This is a genomic window from Candidatus Blochmannia sansabeanus (nom. nud.) (assembly GCF_059935345.1).
The window spans coordinates 423,521-439,005 of the sequence record NZ_CP011795.1; the positions used below are offsets into that span (position 1 = coordinate 423,521).

Consider the following 15,485-nt stretch of genomic DNA (forward strand, 5'->3'; position numbering starts at 1 on the left):
AATATTATTAAATTAGGAAAAAAAATACAATCAATGCGATTAAATCGTATCAATAGAGAAATTAATGCTCACAAGGTTCGGTTGACTGGAGTAGACGGAAAACAAATCGGTGTGGTTAGTTTACATGAAGCGCTTAAGCAATCTGAAGATATTGGTCTTGATTTAGTAGAAGTTAGTCCTAATTCTGATCCACCTGTATGTAGAATTATGAACTATGGTAAGTTTTTGTACGAAAAAAATAAATCTACAAAAGAACAAAAGAAAAAACAAAAAGTGATTCATATTAAAGAAATAAAATTCAGACCAGCTACTGAGGAAGGTGATTATCAAATTAAATTACGTAAGTTAATTAAATTCCTCAACGAAGGAAACAAAGTAAAGATAACTTTGCGCTTTAGAGGAGGTGAATTAATTCACCATCAACTTGGTACAAAAATGTTATACCGTATACGTAATGAGTTACATGAATTAACAACAGTAGAATTTTTCTCCAATAAAATCGAAGGACGTCAAATGACCATGATTTTAAACCCAAAAAAAGAAATAGTAGGCACGAAAATCCAAAAAATTGAATAATAATTATATTATTTACATACACATATTAGCGCTCAAAACATATAATTTAAAAATAATTATCGAGATTGATTTATGCCTAAAATTAAAACACTTCAAGCAGCCAGTAAACGATTTAAAATAACAGCTTTAGGAAAATATAAATATAAACACGCCCATATGCGACATATTTTAACTAAAAAATCTACCAAACATAAACGACATTTACGTCAAAAATCTATACTCTCTAAAATCTATCTAACTACAATGATGAGATGTTTACCATATATATAAAACAATCTAATTTGATCTATTATTGAAATTATTTTAAATATCATGGCCACAATCGTTTGCATTATTAGAGGAAATAATACATATGACACGCGTAAAAAACAGTGTAGTGGCACGTGCTCGCCATAAAAAAATACTAAAACAAGCAGCTGGTTACTATGGCGCAAGATCTCGTACTTATCGCGTTGCCTACCAATCAGTAATAAAATCTGGACAATATTCTTATCGAGATCGTCGTCGAAAAAAGCGTTTATTTCGCAGACTATGGATTAATCGCATCAATGCCGCATCACGAATGTGTGGTATTTCTTATAATTATCTAATAAATGGATTGTACAAATCCAATGTTTGGATTAACAGAAAAATGCTGGCTGAAATCGCTGTTTGCGATAAAGAAACATTTTCTGTTTTAGTCGACAAGTCAAAAATTGATTTATAATCATCTATATTTCATTGCAATATACATGCAATTCTAATTAAACATTAAATTTTTGATATCCATTCAATAATATTTTTTTGAATAATCCGAACAAAAACTAGTGTTAATAAGTGATTATACACATGCAGCTTCCTTATATTACAATTTATACACAATTATATATCACGTAATTATTAATTAAATTTAATTATAAGTTCACACACATAGTTAATAATAACACGAGGATTTATATATGTCATTAGATCTTATACACAAAATAGTTACACAAGCACAATCAGATATAATGAAATCTAATAGTATAAGTACTTTAGAATTGATACGTATCAAATTTTTAGGAAAAAAAGGATACTTAAATCAACAAATTAAGACTCTTAATAGTTATTCTTTAGATGCACGACCTAAATTAGGCGCAGCTATTAATCAAGCGAAAAAAGATATATACACATCATTTATCGAACGACAAAATATTTTAAAATCAAAAAACATAAGAACAGCCTTAATTACTGATACAGTAGATGTCACTTTGCCAGGACGTTTATCAACTCTAGGTACACGTCACCCAATAACAAGTACTATAAACCGTATGAAGCTTTTTTTTAATACTTTAGGATTTTCCGTAACACACGGACCAGAAATCGATAATGATTACTTTAATTTTGATGCACTAAATATCCCCGTGTACCATCCTTCCCGAGATGAACATGACACCTTTTGGTTTGATGAAAAACGATTACTTCGCACACATACTTCTAGTATTCAAATACGCGCAATGACTCATAAAAACCCTCCGATTCGAATCATTTCTTTCGGACGAGTATATCGCAAAGATTATGATCAAAATCATACACCTATGTTTCATCAAATGGAAGGTCTACTAGTAGATTATAATATTAATTTATGCCACCTAAAAAAAATATTATATGACTTTTTATATAATTTTTTTGAAAAAAAAATTCCTTTACGTTTCAGACCATCTTATTTTCCATTTACAGAACCATCTGCAGAAATAGATGTAATCAATCAAAAAACAGGAAATTGGTTAGAACTATTAGGATGTGGTATGATACATCCTAACATATTGCGTCAAGCAAATATTAATACAAAAAAGTTTTCAGGATTTGCTTTCGGAATAGGAATAGAACGACTAACAATGCTGTTTTATAATATCAACGACATACGAAATTTTTTTAAAAATGATTTACAATTTCTTAATCAATTTCAATAATATAGAGATACTGGAATGAAATTTAGTGAAATGTGGATACGAGAATGGATAAACCCATCTATTAGTAGCATTGAATTAGTTAATCAATTAACTATGGCTGGATTTAAAGTTAATGAAGTAAAACCTATTTCTAATATTTTTCATGGAGTAGTTATTGGAGAAATTGTAGAATGTAAACCACATCCAAACTTCAATAATATATGGATAACAAAAATAAATAACGGTAGTAATAAATTATTGAATATTGTTTGTGATGCTACTAATTGTCGTAAAAATATCCGAACAGTTGTTGCTAATATAGGATCAGTATTACCAAATGGACATAGAGTTGAACTAACTATTATACGAGGACAACAATCAGAAGGTATACTATGTACTTTTTCAGAATTAGGAATAACTCATCACACAGTAGGTATAATAGAATTACCTATGGATGCGCCTATTGGGCAAGACTTTTATAATTATTTGCGCCTTAATGATAATATCTTTGAAATAAATATTACTCCCAATAGAGGAGATTGTCTGAATATAATCGGAATTGCTAGAGAGATAGCAGCTATCAATCGGCTAAAATTAAAAAGAATAAAAATAAATTCCACTACACCAACAATCAATGAAACCATTCCAGTTTCTATTGAAGTTCCTGATGTGTGTCCACAATTTCTAGGAAGAATTTTAAAAAATATTCATATTACTGTTCCTACACCCTTATGGATATCAGAAAAACTACGTCGTTGCGGGATCTGTGCAGTAAATGTAGTGATTGATATTGCTAATTATGTATTATTAGAACTAGGACATCCAGTTTATATCATTGATTATGAAAAAATTGAAGGTAATATAATACACATACGATTTTCACAAGCAGGAGAAATATTAAAACTATCTAATAACAATAATTTAAAATTATTTCCTAATACAATAATAATCTCTGATTCTAAAAAACCACTATCAATAGCTGGAATAACCATTCCTAATCAATATTGTATTTGTCCTAATACCCGTCACATCATGTTACAATCTATTTTTTTAAAACCATCTACTATCGCTAATCAATCTAAATTATATCATATGCATGATCTTTTTTCCTTTCGTTATGCAAGAGGCATTGATCCAAATATATCTAAATTAGCTTTAGATCAGATTACATCACTATTATTAAAGATCTGCGGTGGTTATCCCGGTCCAATAATACACATAATAAATAATGATATGTTACCGAAACCAGCCAATATTACATTAAATCGCACTAAATTAGACAGAATTCTTGGTTTTAATATCCTGGATGAAGAAATCACACATATTTTAACACGACTTGGTTTTAAAATTGAATTTTTAAATAATAACTGGACAGCACTGACGCCAACTTGGCGTTTTGACATTTCTATTGAAGAAAACTTAATAGCAGAAATAATACGTATTAATGGATACAACAATATCCCTCATGTTTTAATCCCTACAAAATTAATAACAAACTATCACCGTGCATCAACTATATCATTATCAAGAGTAAAAAATCTATTAATAGATCGTGGTTATCAAGAAATAATAACATATAGTTTTGTAGATCCTAACATTCAAAAATTATTGCACCCGCAACAAACTCCATTAATGTTAAAGAACCCAATTACATTAGACATGTCCACTATGAGACTATCTTTATGGCCAGGATTAATCAAATCAGTGATTTATAATCAAAATAGACAACAAAAACAAATTAAATTATTTGAAAGCGGTATATGTTTTATTCCAGAAAAAACTGCCGAAAACCAGGTGCATCAAAATTTTATGATAGCTGGGATACGCTCTGGTTTTAGATTTGATGCACATTGGGATTTAACAGAATATCCAGTAGATTTTTACGATATAAAAGGAGATGTAGAATCATTACTCAATATAACTAACAAATTAAATTATGTAAAATTTAAGAAACACACACATCCCGCACTACACTCTGGACAAAGCGCAGCAATTTATTTAAATAATACATGTATTGGATATATTGGAATGATTCATCCTGCTATACAAACTAAATTAAATTTACGGTTACACACACTAATATTTGAACTATCATGGAATATGATTTCTCAATCCACATTATCTAAAATTACTACCATTTCTAAATTTCCTAAAAATTACCGTGATATTTCTGTAATAGTACCGGACAATATTTCTGCAGAATCTGTTATTACTGAATGTAAAAAAATTACTCATAAAGATCAGTTAGTTGGAATCAAGTTATCTGATGTTTATAAAGGCCAAGGTATACCAAAAGGTCATAAAAGCTTTACTATTAAATTATTTTTACAAAGCAAAACCCATACTTTAAAAGAAGCAGACATATCTAATATTATTAGTGAATGTTCAACAATTTTAATAAAACGTTTTCATGGTACTTTAAGATAAAAACGTAAATATTGTTTTATGTAAATCTCATGCAAATATTATTAACAGAGCGATAAATACATAAATAAATTAAAAGATTATTTTAAATATATTATATAAAAATAAATATAAATGTTTTAATCTTTTGGTTACATAATTTTTTCATAAAACAAAAAGTTTTGTGTAAACTATTTAAATAAATATACTATATTTATAAAAAATTAAAAACATATATAAAAAGTTATTTGCAATACTAATGATTTAATAAAAATAATTTAAAAATTCACTATTATTAATAATAAAATAGTATACTGATCATATGTATATGCATGTGGATTTATATATAAGTTGTATATCAAATATTAAATATTGATAAGGGAAGATTTATGTCTTGTTTGAGATTATTACTATCCAACTCTTATGATCCATGGTTTAATTTATCACTTGAAGAATATATGTTTAAAAATATATCTAAAAATCAATCTATATTATTTTTATGGAGAAATCAAAATACAGTGGTAATAGGACGCGCTCAAAATGCATGGAAGGAATGCAACACTCGCCGTATGGAACGAGATGGAATTAAATTAGCTAGAAGGAGTAGTGGAGGTGGTGCTGTATTTCATGACTTAGGTAATACTTGTTTCACCTTTATATCTACTCAAGAAAATTATAACAAACACTTATCCACTAATATAGTTTTAAATGGATTAAATCGTATTGGAATTAAAGCTTTCTTCTCTGGAAGAAATGATCTTGTTATCAATACAACAGAAGGAGAACGTAAAATCAGTGGATCTGCATATCGTGAAACGCCTGGATGTCAATTTCATCACGGAACATTACTTCTACATGTCGATATTGCTAAGCTTAGTTATTATCTTAATCCAGATCCTAAAAAATTAGAAACTAAAGGAATTGCTTCTGTTCGGTCTCGTGTTGCTAATTTAAATAAATTAAAACCTGATATTAATCACGAAGAAGTATGTCAAGGATTAGCAGAAGAATTTTTCGATCATTACAAAATGAGAGTAACACCAGAAATATTATCTATAGATAATTTTTATCATATGCCAGGGTTTTCTGAGCAATTTAACAAACAACGTGACTGGAATTGGAATTTTGGCAATACTCCTATATTCACACATCAACTAGACACTCATTTTAGTTGGGGTAATGTAACATTATATTTTAATATAAAACGCGGAATAATTGATTGTTGTCGCATTTTTACCGATTGTTTAGAACCAGCCCCTTTAGAAATATTAGAACAAAACTTAATAGGTATACCATATAATGTCAAAAGTGTTGCATATTGTTGCAAAAAATGGATAAATAACTGGCCTCAACATAAAAAAGAATTATCAGAAACTTCCGATTGGTTAATTAAAAATATATCATAATTTTATTAACTTTATGTTAATCTTAATTACTAACTAATGTATTTATTATTTTTATATGACTACATATATTTGTTCATGCCTACTAATTAGCAATAAAATCATACATAATATAATTTCGTTGATCTTAAAAATAGATCATATATATAGTATATGATACTATAGTGTAGTATCTGAATCATTTCATATTTACTGTTCGAAAGTACAAACCATTAATTAAAAATGAAATCTATGCTGCTTATATAAATTGTGCTATATGATAACATAATACAGTATATAAATAAATCACGTAATATACGAAAATATTTTACAATTATAAATATCTAATACGATAAAAATATTTACTTTAATGAGAATATTACATAATAAATTTAAAGGTAATTTATAATGAAAAATAATATCCAACAAAATACAAATTATATGCCTAAAAACCATGCTTATTGGGATGGGCTAACCTTAACTGATGCAGCAGTGCGACAAATTCTTTATATAAAAAATAAAGATCCCAACGTTTTAGGATTAAAAGTAACCGTAAAAAAATCAGGGTGTGCGGGATTTACGTATATTATGTCTAAAGTTGTATCATTAAATGATAATAATCTAATTTTTGAACGTAATGGAGCTAAATTATTTATACCACTAGATATAATGCCATTTCTTGATGGAACTGAATTAGATTATGTAGAAGAAGGACTAAATCATATGTTTAAATTTAATAATCCTAAAGCTCAATATTCCTGTGGATGCGGTGAAAGTTTTGGAATTTAACAAAACAGGTATCATTATAATGATAAATAACTTTAACATATACAACAATATTAATGAAAGTTTAACTAAAAATAACGATTCATATTATAAAGAAGGATTTTTTACTAAACTAAATAATGAAGAACTTAAACAAGGTATTAACGAAAATGTAGTATGTGCTATTTCAAAAAAAAGATCAGAACCAAAATGGATGTTGGAATTTAGACTTGCAGGCTATCGTGCTTGGTCTAATATGGAAGAACCACATTGGTTAAAAGGACATTATCAAAAACTTGACTATAATTCTTATAGTTATTTTTCTGCTCCAGCATGTGTCGAAAACAAAAAAGAACACACAACACAAAAAAATGAAAATGCTCTTTTAAATAAATCAAAATACTTAACTAAAGAAGTAAAGAAAACTTTTGATAAACTAGGTATCCCAATACATGAAAAAGGAAATGTAGCAGTTGATGCTATCTTTGACTCAGTTTCTGTATCTACTACATTCCGTACTACTTTATTAAAAAAAGGCATTATTTTCTGCTCATTTCACGATGCAATTCGTGATTATCCAAATTTAGTACGTCAATATTTAGGAAGTGTAGTATCTTTTAAAGATAATTTTTTTGCTGCACTCAATGCCGCAGTTGTATCTGATGGGACATTCGTATATATTCCAAAAAATGTACGTTGCCCTATGGAATTATCAACTTATTTTCGTATGAACTCTAAAAAAACTGGACAATTTGAACGCACTATTCTGATTGCCGATACAGGTAGTTATGTTAGCTATATTGAAGGATGTTCGGCCCCGATACATAATAGTTATCAACTTCACGCAGCAGTTGTAGAAGTTATAGTATTGCAAGATGCCCAAGTAAAATATTCAACGGTACAAAACTGGTTTTCTGGTAATCAACGTTCTCAAGGCGGAATTTTAAACTTCGTTACTAAACGAGCACTATGTGCTGGAGAAAATTCTAAAATGTCTTGGACTCAATCTGAGTCTGGTTCTGCTATTACTTGGAAATATCCAAGTGTAATCTTAAAAGGAAATAATTCTATTGGAGAATTTTTCTCCGTTGCTATTACCAACGGTGCACAACAAGCAGATACCGGAACAAAAATGATTCATATTGGAAAAAATACACACTCAACTATTATTTCAAAAGGCATTGCTCTTGGTAATAGTCAAAATACTTATCGAGGATTAGTAAAAATTGAGAAAACTGCTTCAAATTCACGTAATTTTACACAATGCGATTCAATGCTAATAGGTAAACAATGTAGTTCTCATACATTTCCAATCATTGAATCACATAATAATAATACACAACTAGAACATGAAGCTACAACTTCACGAATCAGTGATAATCAACTGTTTTATTGCAGACAACGAGGTATTAATGAAGATGATGCCATCTCTATGATTGTAAATGGATTTTGCAAAGATATATTTTCTAAATTACCTCTAGAATTTTCTATAGAAGCACAAAAATTACTGGCAATTACTCTAGAACACAGTGTTGGATAAAATTGATATTTTAAATATCATAAAACATAGTCATTCAAACAGGAGAAACCACAATGTTGTCAATAAAAAATTTGAATGTCAGTGTAAAAAATATATCTATTCTGAAAAAACTAAATTTAGAAATTAAGCCAGGTGAAATACATATTATTATGGGCCCTAATGGATCCGGAAAAAGCACATTGTCTGCTACACTATCTGGCCAACAAGATTATATTATTACCGATGGGGAGATTTTATTTAAAAATAAAAATTTATTACTTCTAAAACCAGAAGAACGCGCCGGAGAAGGAATTTTTGTAGCATTTCAGTATCCAGTAGATATTCCAGGAATTAGCAATCAATTATTTTTACACAGCGCTGTTAATGCCATACGGAAATATCGGAATCAATCTCTTATTGATCGATTTGATTTTATCCAACTTGTTAAAAAAAATATGAGATTATTAAAAATGCCATCTGATCTTTTAACTAGATCAGTAAACGTTGGATTTTCTGGGGGGGAAAAAAAACGTAATGATATCCTTCAAATGATAATGCTAGAACCATTACTATGTATTCTTGATGAAACAGATTCTGGGCTAGATATAGACGCGGTAAAAATTGTTTATAACGGTCTTAATATGTTAAGTAATAAAAAACGTTCATTTATCATCATCACCCATTACCAAAGAATTTTAGAATACATTAAACCAGACTATGTGCATGTACTACACAAAGGTCATATTATAAAATCTGGCAACATCGATTTAGTCAAAAAGCTTGAGGAAAAAGGCTATGGCTGGTTATCCTGATAATAAGAATAAAGTACTAAATGAATGGTACCAATTATTTAAACAAAAAAATAATAACGGGTCACGAATACATAAGCATTGGAAAAACATTGAAACACTCGGATTACCAGATCTCAAAAGTAATAATTGGAAATACACTGCACTTGAAGAATTATTAACCTACAATTTTGAATTCTCCAAAAATGTCGAATTTAATGAATTTCAATATAAAAAACTAGGACTTTCTATAGATTCCTATCGTCTGATATTTATCAACGATAAATTCTCACCGGAATTAAGTGATAAAAACATTGATCCATGGATAATGAAAATCAATCGTAATCCTAATCGTTATGAATTATCTAATCCAATTCAACCAGAAATGTTCTTATATTTAACTGAGTGCCTCAGTGACGCAACAATACATATAACTTTACCTGAACAAAAAATAACAAAAAAACCACTATATTTATTGTATATTAATGCAGGATCTGATGCAGAAAATAAATTAATTACATCGCATTACTATCATTATCTTGAAATCGGATCCTATTCAAACGCCTGTATTATAGAACATTTCGTTAGTGTCAATAAAAACGCGCACTTTACCGGCGCACGTATGTCTATCAAAATAGGGAATAACGCCAAGTTACACCATATTAAATTAGTATGTGAAAATCATGAAAGTTACCATATAGCACATAATGATTTAAACATAGGACAATATGCACATGCAGACAGTAATATCTTTGCGATTCTTGGCCCTAAACTTACGCGTCATCAAACTAGCGCGCAGATTAATAACTCAGAAGCATCTTTGTCACTGAATAGCTTAATTTTACTGTCAAAAAAAAATATTGGAGATATACGAACTTATTTAGAACATAACAATCAAGAATACGCTATAAGCAGACAATTACATAAAATAATTGCATGTGATTGCAGTACTGGTATATTTAATGGATTAATAAAAGTAAACCCAAATTCTATGAAAACTGACGGAAAAATGACAAACAATAACTTACTATTACATCAAGATGCAAATATTAGTAGTACTCCTAAACTTGAAATTTACTCCGATGATGTAAAATGCAGTCATGGATCAACAATAGGACAAATTAATGCTGAACATCTATTTTACCTAAGTACACGAGGTATTCTAAAAAAAGATGCATTAAAAATGCTTATTTATGCTTTTTCTGTTGAAATTATAGAATCAATTAATAATCCTATAATACAAGATACCATTTTGACAAGAATTAACAAAGCCTTATCAGGGATTACAACATGACAATGTATCCTATAGAAAAAATTAGATCAGATTTTCCTATATTAAATCGTATTATAAATCAACATCCTCTTACTTATCTTGACAATGCTGCAGCCACTCAAAAGCCTAGTGTTGTTATAGACGCACAAACTCATTATTACCGCAATGAATATGCTGCTGTGCATCGAGGCATTCATACACTAAGTACTGAATCAACTAATCAAATGGAAATAGCACGCTTACATATAGCTAATTTTATTAATGCATCTAGAGAAGAAATCATTTTTACTAAAAATACTACTGAAGCTATTAACTTAATCGCCAATAGCTGGGGTCATAATTTTATAAATTACGGAGATAATATTATCTTAAGTGAAATGGAACACCACTCTAATATCGTTCCATGGCAAATATTAGCAAAAAACAAAAAAATAACATTGCGTTATATACCATTAACTCCTAATGGTACATTAGATATATCCAACCTATCAAAGCTTATAGATCATCGTACTCGACTCTTATCAATATCACATATATCTAATGTTTTAGGAACAATTAATCCATTAATAGAAATAATTAACATAATGAGGAAAAAAAGTGATGCTTTGATACTAGTGGATGGCGCGCAAGGAATTGCACATCATCCAGTAAATGTACAGAAATTAGATTGTGATTTTTATGTATTTTCTGGACATAAAATATATGGGCCTTCTGGTATTGGTATTATGTATGGAAAAAAAGAATTACTTCGCAAAATGCCTCCATGGATAGTAGGAGGAGGAATAGTCAAGAATGTAAGTTTAAGCCAAGATACGACGTTTATAGAGTCTCCTTGGAAGTTTGAATCAGGTTCTCCTAACATTGGTGGTATTATAGGATTGAATAATGCTATAGCATATGTAAAAACAATAGGAATTGACACAATTTACACCTACGAAGACCAATTAATACATTATGCTACAAATATATTACAAAAAATTCCAGATTTAATATTATACGGACCAAATGTACGAAGTAGCATTATCTCCTTTAATGTAGGCACACATCATTCATATGACATTGGAATGTTATTAAACCAATACGGTATTGCTATACGAACAGGACATCATTGCGCAATACCTACTATGAATTATTTTAAAGTACCAGGTATGTGTCGAGCATCGTTGGCTATGTATACAAATAAAGAAGATATCGATCACTTAGCATATGGATTAACTAAAGTACAAAATTTACTTAATCAATAATAATTATACTAAAACAAAACAATGATAAATTTCCCAACAAAAGCTCAATTACTACGAAATTTTTTAAGTTGTAACAATTGGGAAGAGAAATATATGTATATCATCGATCTTGGGAAATTATTACCTGAATTACCAAAAGACATGCAAATAGAAAAATATTTAATTTCTGGATGCCAAAGCCAAACATGGATTGTTTTAACTAATTCCACAATTTCCTACAACAATTTAATAACACTACACGGATATAGCGATTCTTCCATTGTCAAAGGAATTATCACTATAATATTCAGCTTATACCAAGGATTAAGTTTGCAAGAAGCTATTGACATCGATATTAAACCATTTTTAATAAATCAATTACAATTGAAACAAAACCTAACCATATCTCGATCACAAGGAATATATTTAATATTAAATGCCATATATTCTCAAGCTCATGCCTTATTATATAAACTATAATCCTTACATTCTACATAAATTAAAAATTAAAATTAATTTTTTAAAATTATTAGTAAAAACCACAACATCATTCATAGCAATGAATGATGTTGTGGTTTTTACTGCTTTTATTTTATCGTAATAAAGATACCTACAAATCACATCAAATTTTATGTATGATTTCATCGTCATAAATATATATTTTCTATATTCTTTTTTTATTAAATTACTTATGGTAAGAAGTAATTTGATTGTCAAGACGTTGATTAGCTCGTGCTGCCTCGCTTTTGTTTTTTTCCACTTCAGGACGTAAATTATCTATATCACTACTAATCTGATCAATTTTCCCACTTAAATCACGAACCTCAGAAGACAATTCTATTATTTTAGTCGTACTCGCACAACTAGCTAATATAAAAGAACTTAAAATAATTACAGAACATATTAATCTATCACGATTCATCTTTATATTCTCCTTTGTTTAATAAATTATATATAACCCATCTCGAAATATATATATCATAAATATGTTACTTTAATTCTTGTTTTTAATCAAACATCCTTACATTATAAATATAATTATACATTTATAACTTTTTACATTTTTTATAAAACCACGCTACGTATTTTATATAAATAAAAATCACAGTTTTACTTTAAAATTTAAGTACTTACTACAATACATCAATTCATATAATTTTCAACACCATACAAAACATAACTTACTACAATTTATTTAGCATGTTCGGTTGCTAAACCAATGCGTTCTAATGGACTTGAACCATCGACCTCTACCATGTCAAGGTAGTGCTCTAACCAATCTGAGCTAAGAACGCACATGCTAATAATATAACTTTCACTTTATTGATATTATATATTTTCATCGGTGTCATTACATTTTATTCACTTTAATTATTTTTTTAAAACTTAACTAACATACTTTAAAATAAAATTAAATAATCTACATAGTAAAAATACTAAACTGTATATAACTATATCACATATTAAATATTTTGAAAATATCTCATATCATGAAAACATATGTTTGTTACAGCTATTTAAATGTCTTCAAGATATATTTAACAAAAAAAAGGTATATGTTATACTAAGGATTAAATAAAATTTGACATTATACATGATAGTATTTGAAAAATATGTTTTCAGGTATTATACAAGCTATCGTTCCCGTTCATGCTATTAATGCAACAACTAATTTTAAAACATATACAATTATATTACCCATACATTTGCTTTCAAATTTAAAAGTTGGTTGTTCTATATCAAATAATGGGTGCTGTTTGACAGTTATTGCAATTAAACACAATTTAGTCAGTTTCAACCTAATACATGAAACATTAAAACTAACTAATATGAATATATTAAAAATAGGAGACTTAATTAATATAGAAAGACCACTGAGTTATCATTCTGAAGTTGGTGGACATTTAATGACTGGACATATTGATTGTATTGGAGAAATAAAAAAAATAATTACTTCAAAAAATAATAAAATAATATGGTTTAACATAAAAAATAAATATTTTCAAAAATATATCCTACGACAAGGATCAATTGGCGTAGAGGGAGTAAGTCTTACAGTAAGTAAAATTCTTAATAATTATATACGTGTTTGCTTAACTCCATATACTGCAATAAAAACAACACTTGGAGATAAACAAATAGGAAATATAATAAATATTGAAATTGACATTATCACAAAATCTGTTATAAACAGTGTTGAAAGAACATTATCAATTATTAATTTAAAAAATAATACTTATATTAATAATAAATAAAATATATAACTAAATTTTAAAGTTTGTTATAGACACTAGACTTGTTTTAAACATAAGAATATAAACAAAATTATACAATAAATTTATTAAATATAATTTAAACTTTTTAGAAACAAATACAAATGAATAATGTAATAGAAAAAATTAAAAATCAAATAGAAACAAATTCTGTTGTTTTATATATGAAAGGTACTCCAAACGATCCTAAGTGCGGATTTTCTTCAAAAGCTGCACAGGTGTTGTCTACTTACATACAATCCTTTCTCTATGTTGATGTATTGATTCATTTAGATATTAGATATGCTTTACCAAAATTTGCTAATTGGCCTACTTTTCCGCAACTATGGCTAGAGGGAAAATTAATAGGCGGTACAGATATAATAATTAATATGCATCGAACAGGAGAACTAAAAACTCTCATCGATCAAATTAAATTAAAACATAACTTATAACTATATTAATTTACTTGTTTAAAATAATCATGAATAGTACATAACACATGCTATATATTATCCTCAACATTTAATTTGAAAACATAAAATAAAAAGATTATAAAATAATAATAATAATAATTTGATTAAAAATCAGAGTTACAAGAATTCAAAGGCCAACCTCCAAGTCTTTTCCATCTATTTACCAATTCGCAAAATAACATCGCAGTCCGCTCAGTATCATATAACGCAGAATGCGCTTTTTTTTTATCAAAAAAAACTCCTGCACGAGCACATGCCTTAGCTAATACAGTTTGTCCAAATACTAAACCACTTAAAGTAGCAGTGTCGAATGTAACAAAAGGATGAAATGGATTATTTTTCATGAAACTTACACGTTCTACCGCTGCCATTAAAAAACTATGATCAAAAGATGCATTATGCGCTACAATAATAGCACGAGTACATTCTTGGGTCTCAATACCCTGATGTACCATTTCAAAGATTGCACGTAATGCTTCTTGCTCTGTTACTGCAGATCTTAAAGGACTATTTGGATCAATTCTATTAAACGCTAATGATTCTGGTTGAATAATAGCTCCTGGAAATGATTTAATATGAAAATTAATAGAATCATCGACGCATAACCAACCATATTCATCCATTTTAAGAGTAACAACAGCAATTTCTAATAAAGCGTCAGTATTAGCATTCAGACCTGCCGTCTCTACATCAATTACAACTGGATAAAAACCGCGAAACCGCGCTCGAAGAGTATTTTGATCATCTTTATACATCATATTTATTATAAGATTATATCTACATAAGATAAACGATTAATATTACCACAGATTCTAATATATCTTCACCATTTATTGTATAAATTAAAATGGTTTCATTACGAATATGTAACAAACAATCAGTTTATTAAAACAAAATATGTACCTACCTCAAACATAA

16 protein-coding genes and 1 tRNA gene are annotated in these 15,485 nt (G+C 28.4%); 14 read left to right on the plus strand and 3 right to left on the minus strand.

Annotated elements, in window-relative coordinates:
* Window positions 1-6: 6 nt before the first annotated feature.
* The 12 genes from infC (at window position 7) to Bsans602_RS01870 (ending at window position 12,319) form a co-directional block, all read left to right on the plus strand.
* Window positions 7-576, plus strand: coding sequence for a translation initiation factor IF-3 (infC, locus tag Bsans602_RS01815; RefSeq protein WP_500837388.1), 570 nt, complete (start codon window positions 7-9; stop codon window positions 574-576).
* Between the two features lie 72 nt (window positions 577-648).
* Window positions 649-846, plus strand: coding sequence for a 50S ribosomal protein L35 (gene rpmI / locus Bsans602_RS01820; RefSeq protein WP_500836838.1), 198 nt, complete (start codon window positions 649-651; stop codon window positions 844-846).
* Between the two features lie 82 nt (window positions 847-928).
* Window positions 929-1,282: a 50S ribosomal protein L20 gene (gene rplT / locus Bsans602_RS01825; RefSeq protein ID WP_500836839.1), complete on the plus strand. Its 354-nt coding sequence runs from the start codon at window positions 929-931 to the stop codon at window positions 1,280-1,282.
* A gap of 232 nt (window positions 1,283-1,514) precedes the next feature.
* Window positions 1,515-2,507: a phenylalanine--tRNA ligase subunit alpha gene (gene pheS, locus Bsans602_RS01830; RefSeq protein WP_500836840.1), complete on the plus strand. Its 993-nt coding sequence runs from the start codon at window positions 1,515-1,517 to the stop codon at window positions 2,505-2,507.
* A 15-nt stretch (window positions 2,508-2,522) separates the two neighbouring features.
* On the plus strand, window positions 2,523-4,913 hold the full coding sequence (gene pheT, locus Bsans602_RS01835) for a phenylalanine--tRNA ligase subunit beta (protein ID WP_500836841.1): 2,391 nt from the start codon (window positions 2,523-2,525) through the stop codon (window positions 4,911-4,913).
* Window positions 4,914-5,278: 365 nt separating this feature from the next.
* Window positions 5,279-6,295, plus strand: coding sequence for a lipoate--protein ligase (gene lplA / locus Bsans602_RS01840; protein WP_500836842.1), 1,017 nt, complete (start codon window positions 5,279-5,281; stop codon window positions 6,293-6,295).
* Between the two features lie 384 nt (window positions 6,296-6,679).
* Window positions 6,680-7,060, plus strand: coding sequence for a Fe-S cluster assembly scaffold SufA (sufA, locus tag Bsans602_RS01845; RefSeq protein WP_500836843.1), 381 nt, complete (start codon window positions 6,680-6,682; stop codon window positions 7,058-7,060).
* Between the two features lie 19 nt (window positions 7,061-7,079).
* Window positions 7,080-8,576, plus strand: coding sequence for a Fe-S cluster assembly protein SufB (gene sufB, locus Bsans602_RS01850; protein WP_500836844.1), 1,497 nt, complete (start codon window positions 7,080-7,082; stop codon window positions 8,574-8,576).
* A gap of 53 nt (window positions 8,577-8,629) precedes the next feature.
* Window positions 8,630-9,367, plus strand: coding sequence for a Fe-S cluster assembly ATPase SufC (sufC, locus tag Bsans602_RS01855; protein WP_500836845.1), 738 nt, complete (start codon window positions 8,630-8,632; stop codon window positions 9,365-9,367).
* The gene (sufD, locus tag Bsans602_RS01860) at window positions 9,351-10,637 is read left to right on the plus strand and encodes a Fe-S cluster assembly protein SufD (RefSeq protein WP_500836846.1); all 1,287 of its coding nucleotides are present in this window, start codon (window positions 9,351-9,353) and stop codon (window positions 10,635-10,637) included. The genes sufC and sufD overlap by 17 nt, the downstream gene beginning before the upstream one ends.
* Window positions 10,634-11,860 (plus strand): SufS family cysteine desulfurase, encoded by a 1,227-nt coding sequence (locus Bsans602_RS01865; protein ID WP_500836847.1) that lies wholly within the window; start codon window positions 10,634-10,636, stop codon window positions 11,858-11,860. The genes sufD and Bsans602_RS01865 overlap by 4 nt, the downstream gene beginning before the upstream one ends.
* A gap of 21 nt (window positions 11,861-11,881) precedes the next feature.
* Window positions 11,882-12,319, plus strand: coding sequence for a SufE family protein (locus Bsans602_RS01870; protein ID WP_500836848.1), 438 nt, complete (start codon window positions 11,882-11,884; stop codon window positions 12,317-12,319).
* A gap of 205 nt (window positions 12,320-12,524) precedes the next feature.
* On the opposite strand, the gene Bsans602_RS01875 is transcribed toward Bsans602_RS01870, so the two are convergent.
* Window positions 12,525-12,761 (minus strand): LPP leucine zipper domain-containing protein, encoded by a 237-nt coding sequence (locus Bsans602_RS01875; RefSeq protein ID WP_500836849.1) that lies wholly within the window; start codon window positions 12,759-12,761, stop codon window positions 12,525-12,527.
* Window positions 12,762-13,059: 298 nt separating this feature from the next.
* Window positions 13,060-13,134 (minus strand) — tRNA-Val (locus tag Bsans602_RS01880).
* 318 nt (window positions 13,135-13,452) lie between these two features.
* Between Bsans602_RS01880 and Bsans602_RS01885 the strand changes: the two genes are divergently transcribed.
* Entirely contained in the window at window positions 13,453-14,094 is a 642-nt protein-coding gene (locus Bsans602_RS01885; RefSeq protein WP_500836850.1) for a riboflavin synthase subunit alpha, read from the plus strand.
* A 122-nt stretch (window positions 14,095-14,216) separates the two neighbouring features.
* Entirely contained in the window at window positions 14,217-14,546 is a 330-nt protein-coding gene (grxD, locus tag Bsans602_RS01890; RefSeq protein WP_500836851.1) for a Grx4 family monothiol glutaredoxin, read from the plus strand.
* A gap of 125 nt (window positions 14,547-14,671) precedes the next feature.
* On the opposite strand, the gene rnt is transcribed toward grxD, so the two are convergent.
* Window positions 14,672-15,325: a ribonuclease T gene (gene rnt / locus Bsans602_RS01895; protein ID WP_500836852.1), complete on the minus strand. Its 654-nt coding sequence runs from the start codon at window positions 15,323-15,325 to the stop codon at window positions 14,672-14,674.
* Window positions 15,326-15,485: the final 160 nt, after the last annotated feature.

What these genes read in the sequence shown, in the direction of transcription:
- rpmI (WP_500836838.1), top strand. Translation starts at nt 649, where the DNA reads ATGCCTAAAATTAAAACACTTCAAGCAGCCAGTAAACGATTTAAAATA.
- rplT (WP_500836839.1), top strand. Translation starts at nt 929, where the DNA reads ATGACACGCGTAAAAAACAGTGTAGTGGCACGTGCTCGCCATAAAAAA.
- pheS (WP_500836840.1), top strand. Translation starts at nt 1,515, where the DNA reads ATGTCATTAGATCTTATACACAAAATAGTTACACAAGCACAATCAGAT.
- pheT (WP_500836841.1), top strand. Translation starts at nt 2,523, where the DNA reads ATGAAATTTAGTGAAATGTGGATACGAGAATGGATAAACCCATCTATT.
- lplA (WP_500836842.1), top strand. Translation starts at nt 5,279, where the DNA reads ATGTCTTGTTTGAGATTATTACTATCCAACTCTTATGATCCATGGTTT.
- sufA (WP_500836843.1), top strand. Translation starts at nt 6,680, where the DNA reads ATGAAAAATAATATCCAACAAAATACAAATTATATGCCTAAAAACCAT.
- sufB (WP_500836844.1), top strand. Translation starts at nt 7,080, where the DNA reads ATGATAAATAACTTTAACATATACAACAATATTAATGAAAGTTTAACT.
- sufC (WP_500836845.1), top strand. Translation starts at nt 8,630, where the DNA reads ATGTTGTCAATAAAAAATTTGAATGTCAGTGTAAAAAATATATCTATT.
- sufD (WP_500836846.1), top strand. Translation starts at nt 9,351, where the DNA reads ATGGCTGGTTATCCTGATAATAAGAATAAAGTACTAAATGAATGGTAC.
- Bsans602_RS01865 (WP_500836847.1), top strand. Translation starts at nt 10,634, where the DNA reads ATGACAATGTATCCTATAGAAAAAATTAGATCAGATTTTCCTATATTA.
- Bsans602_RS01870 (WP_500836848.1), top strand. Translation starts at nt 11,882, where the DNA reads ATGATAAATTTCCCAACAAAAGCTCAATTACTACGAAATTTTTTAAGT.
- Bsans602_RS01875 (WP_500836849.1), bottom strand. Translation starts at nt 12,761, where the DNA reads ATGAATCGTGATAGATTAATATGTTCTGTAATTATTTTAAGTTCTTTT.
- Bsans602_RS01885 (WP_500836850.1), top strand. Translation starts at nt 13,453, where the DNA reads ATGTTTTCAGGTATTATACAAGCTATCGTTCCCGTTCATGCTATTAAT.
- grxD (WP_500836851.1), top strand. Translation starts at nt 14,217, where the DNA reads ATGAATAATGTAATAGAAAAAATTAAAAATCAAATAGAAACAAATTCT.
- rnt (WP_500836852.1), bottom strand. Translation starts at nt 15,325, where the DNA reads ATGATGTATAAAGATGATCAAAATACTCTTCGAGCGCGGTTTCGCGGT.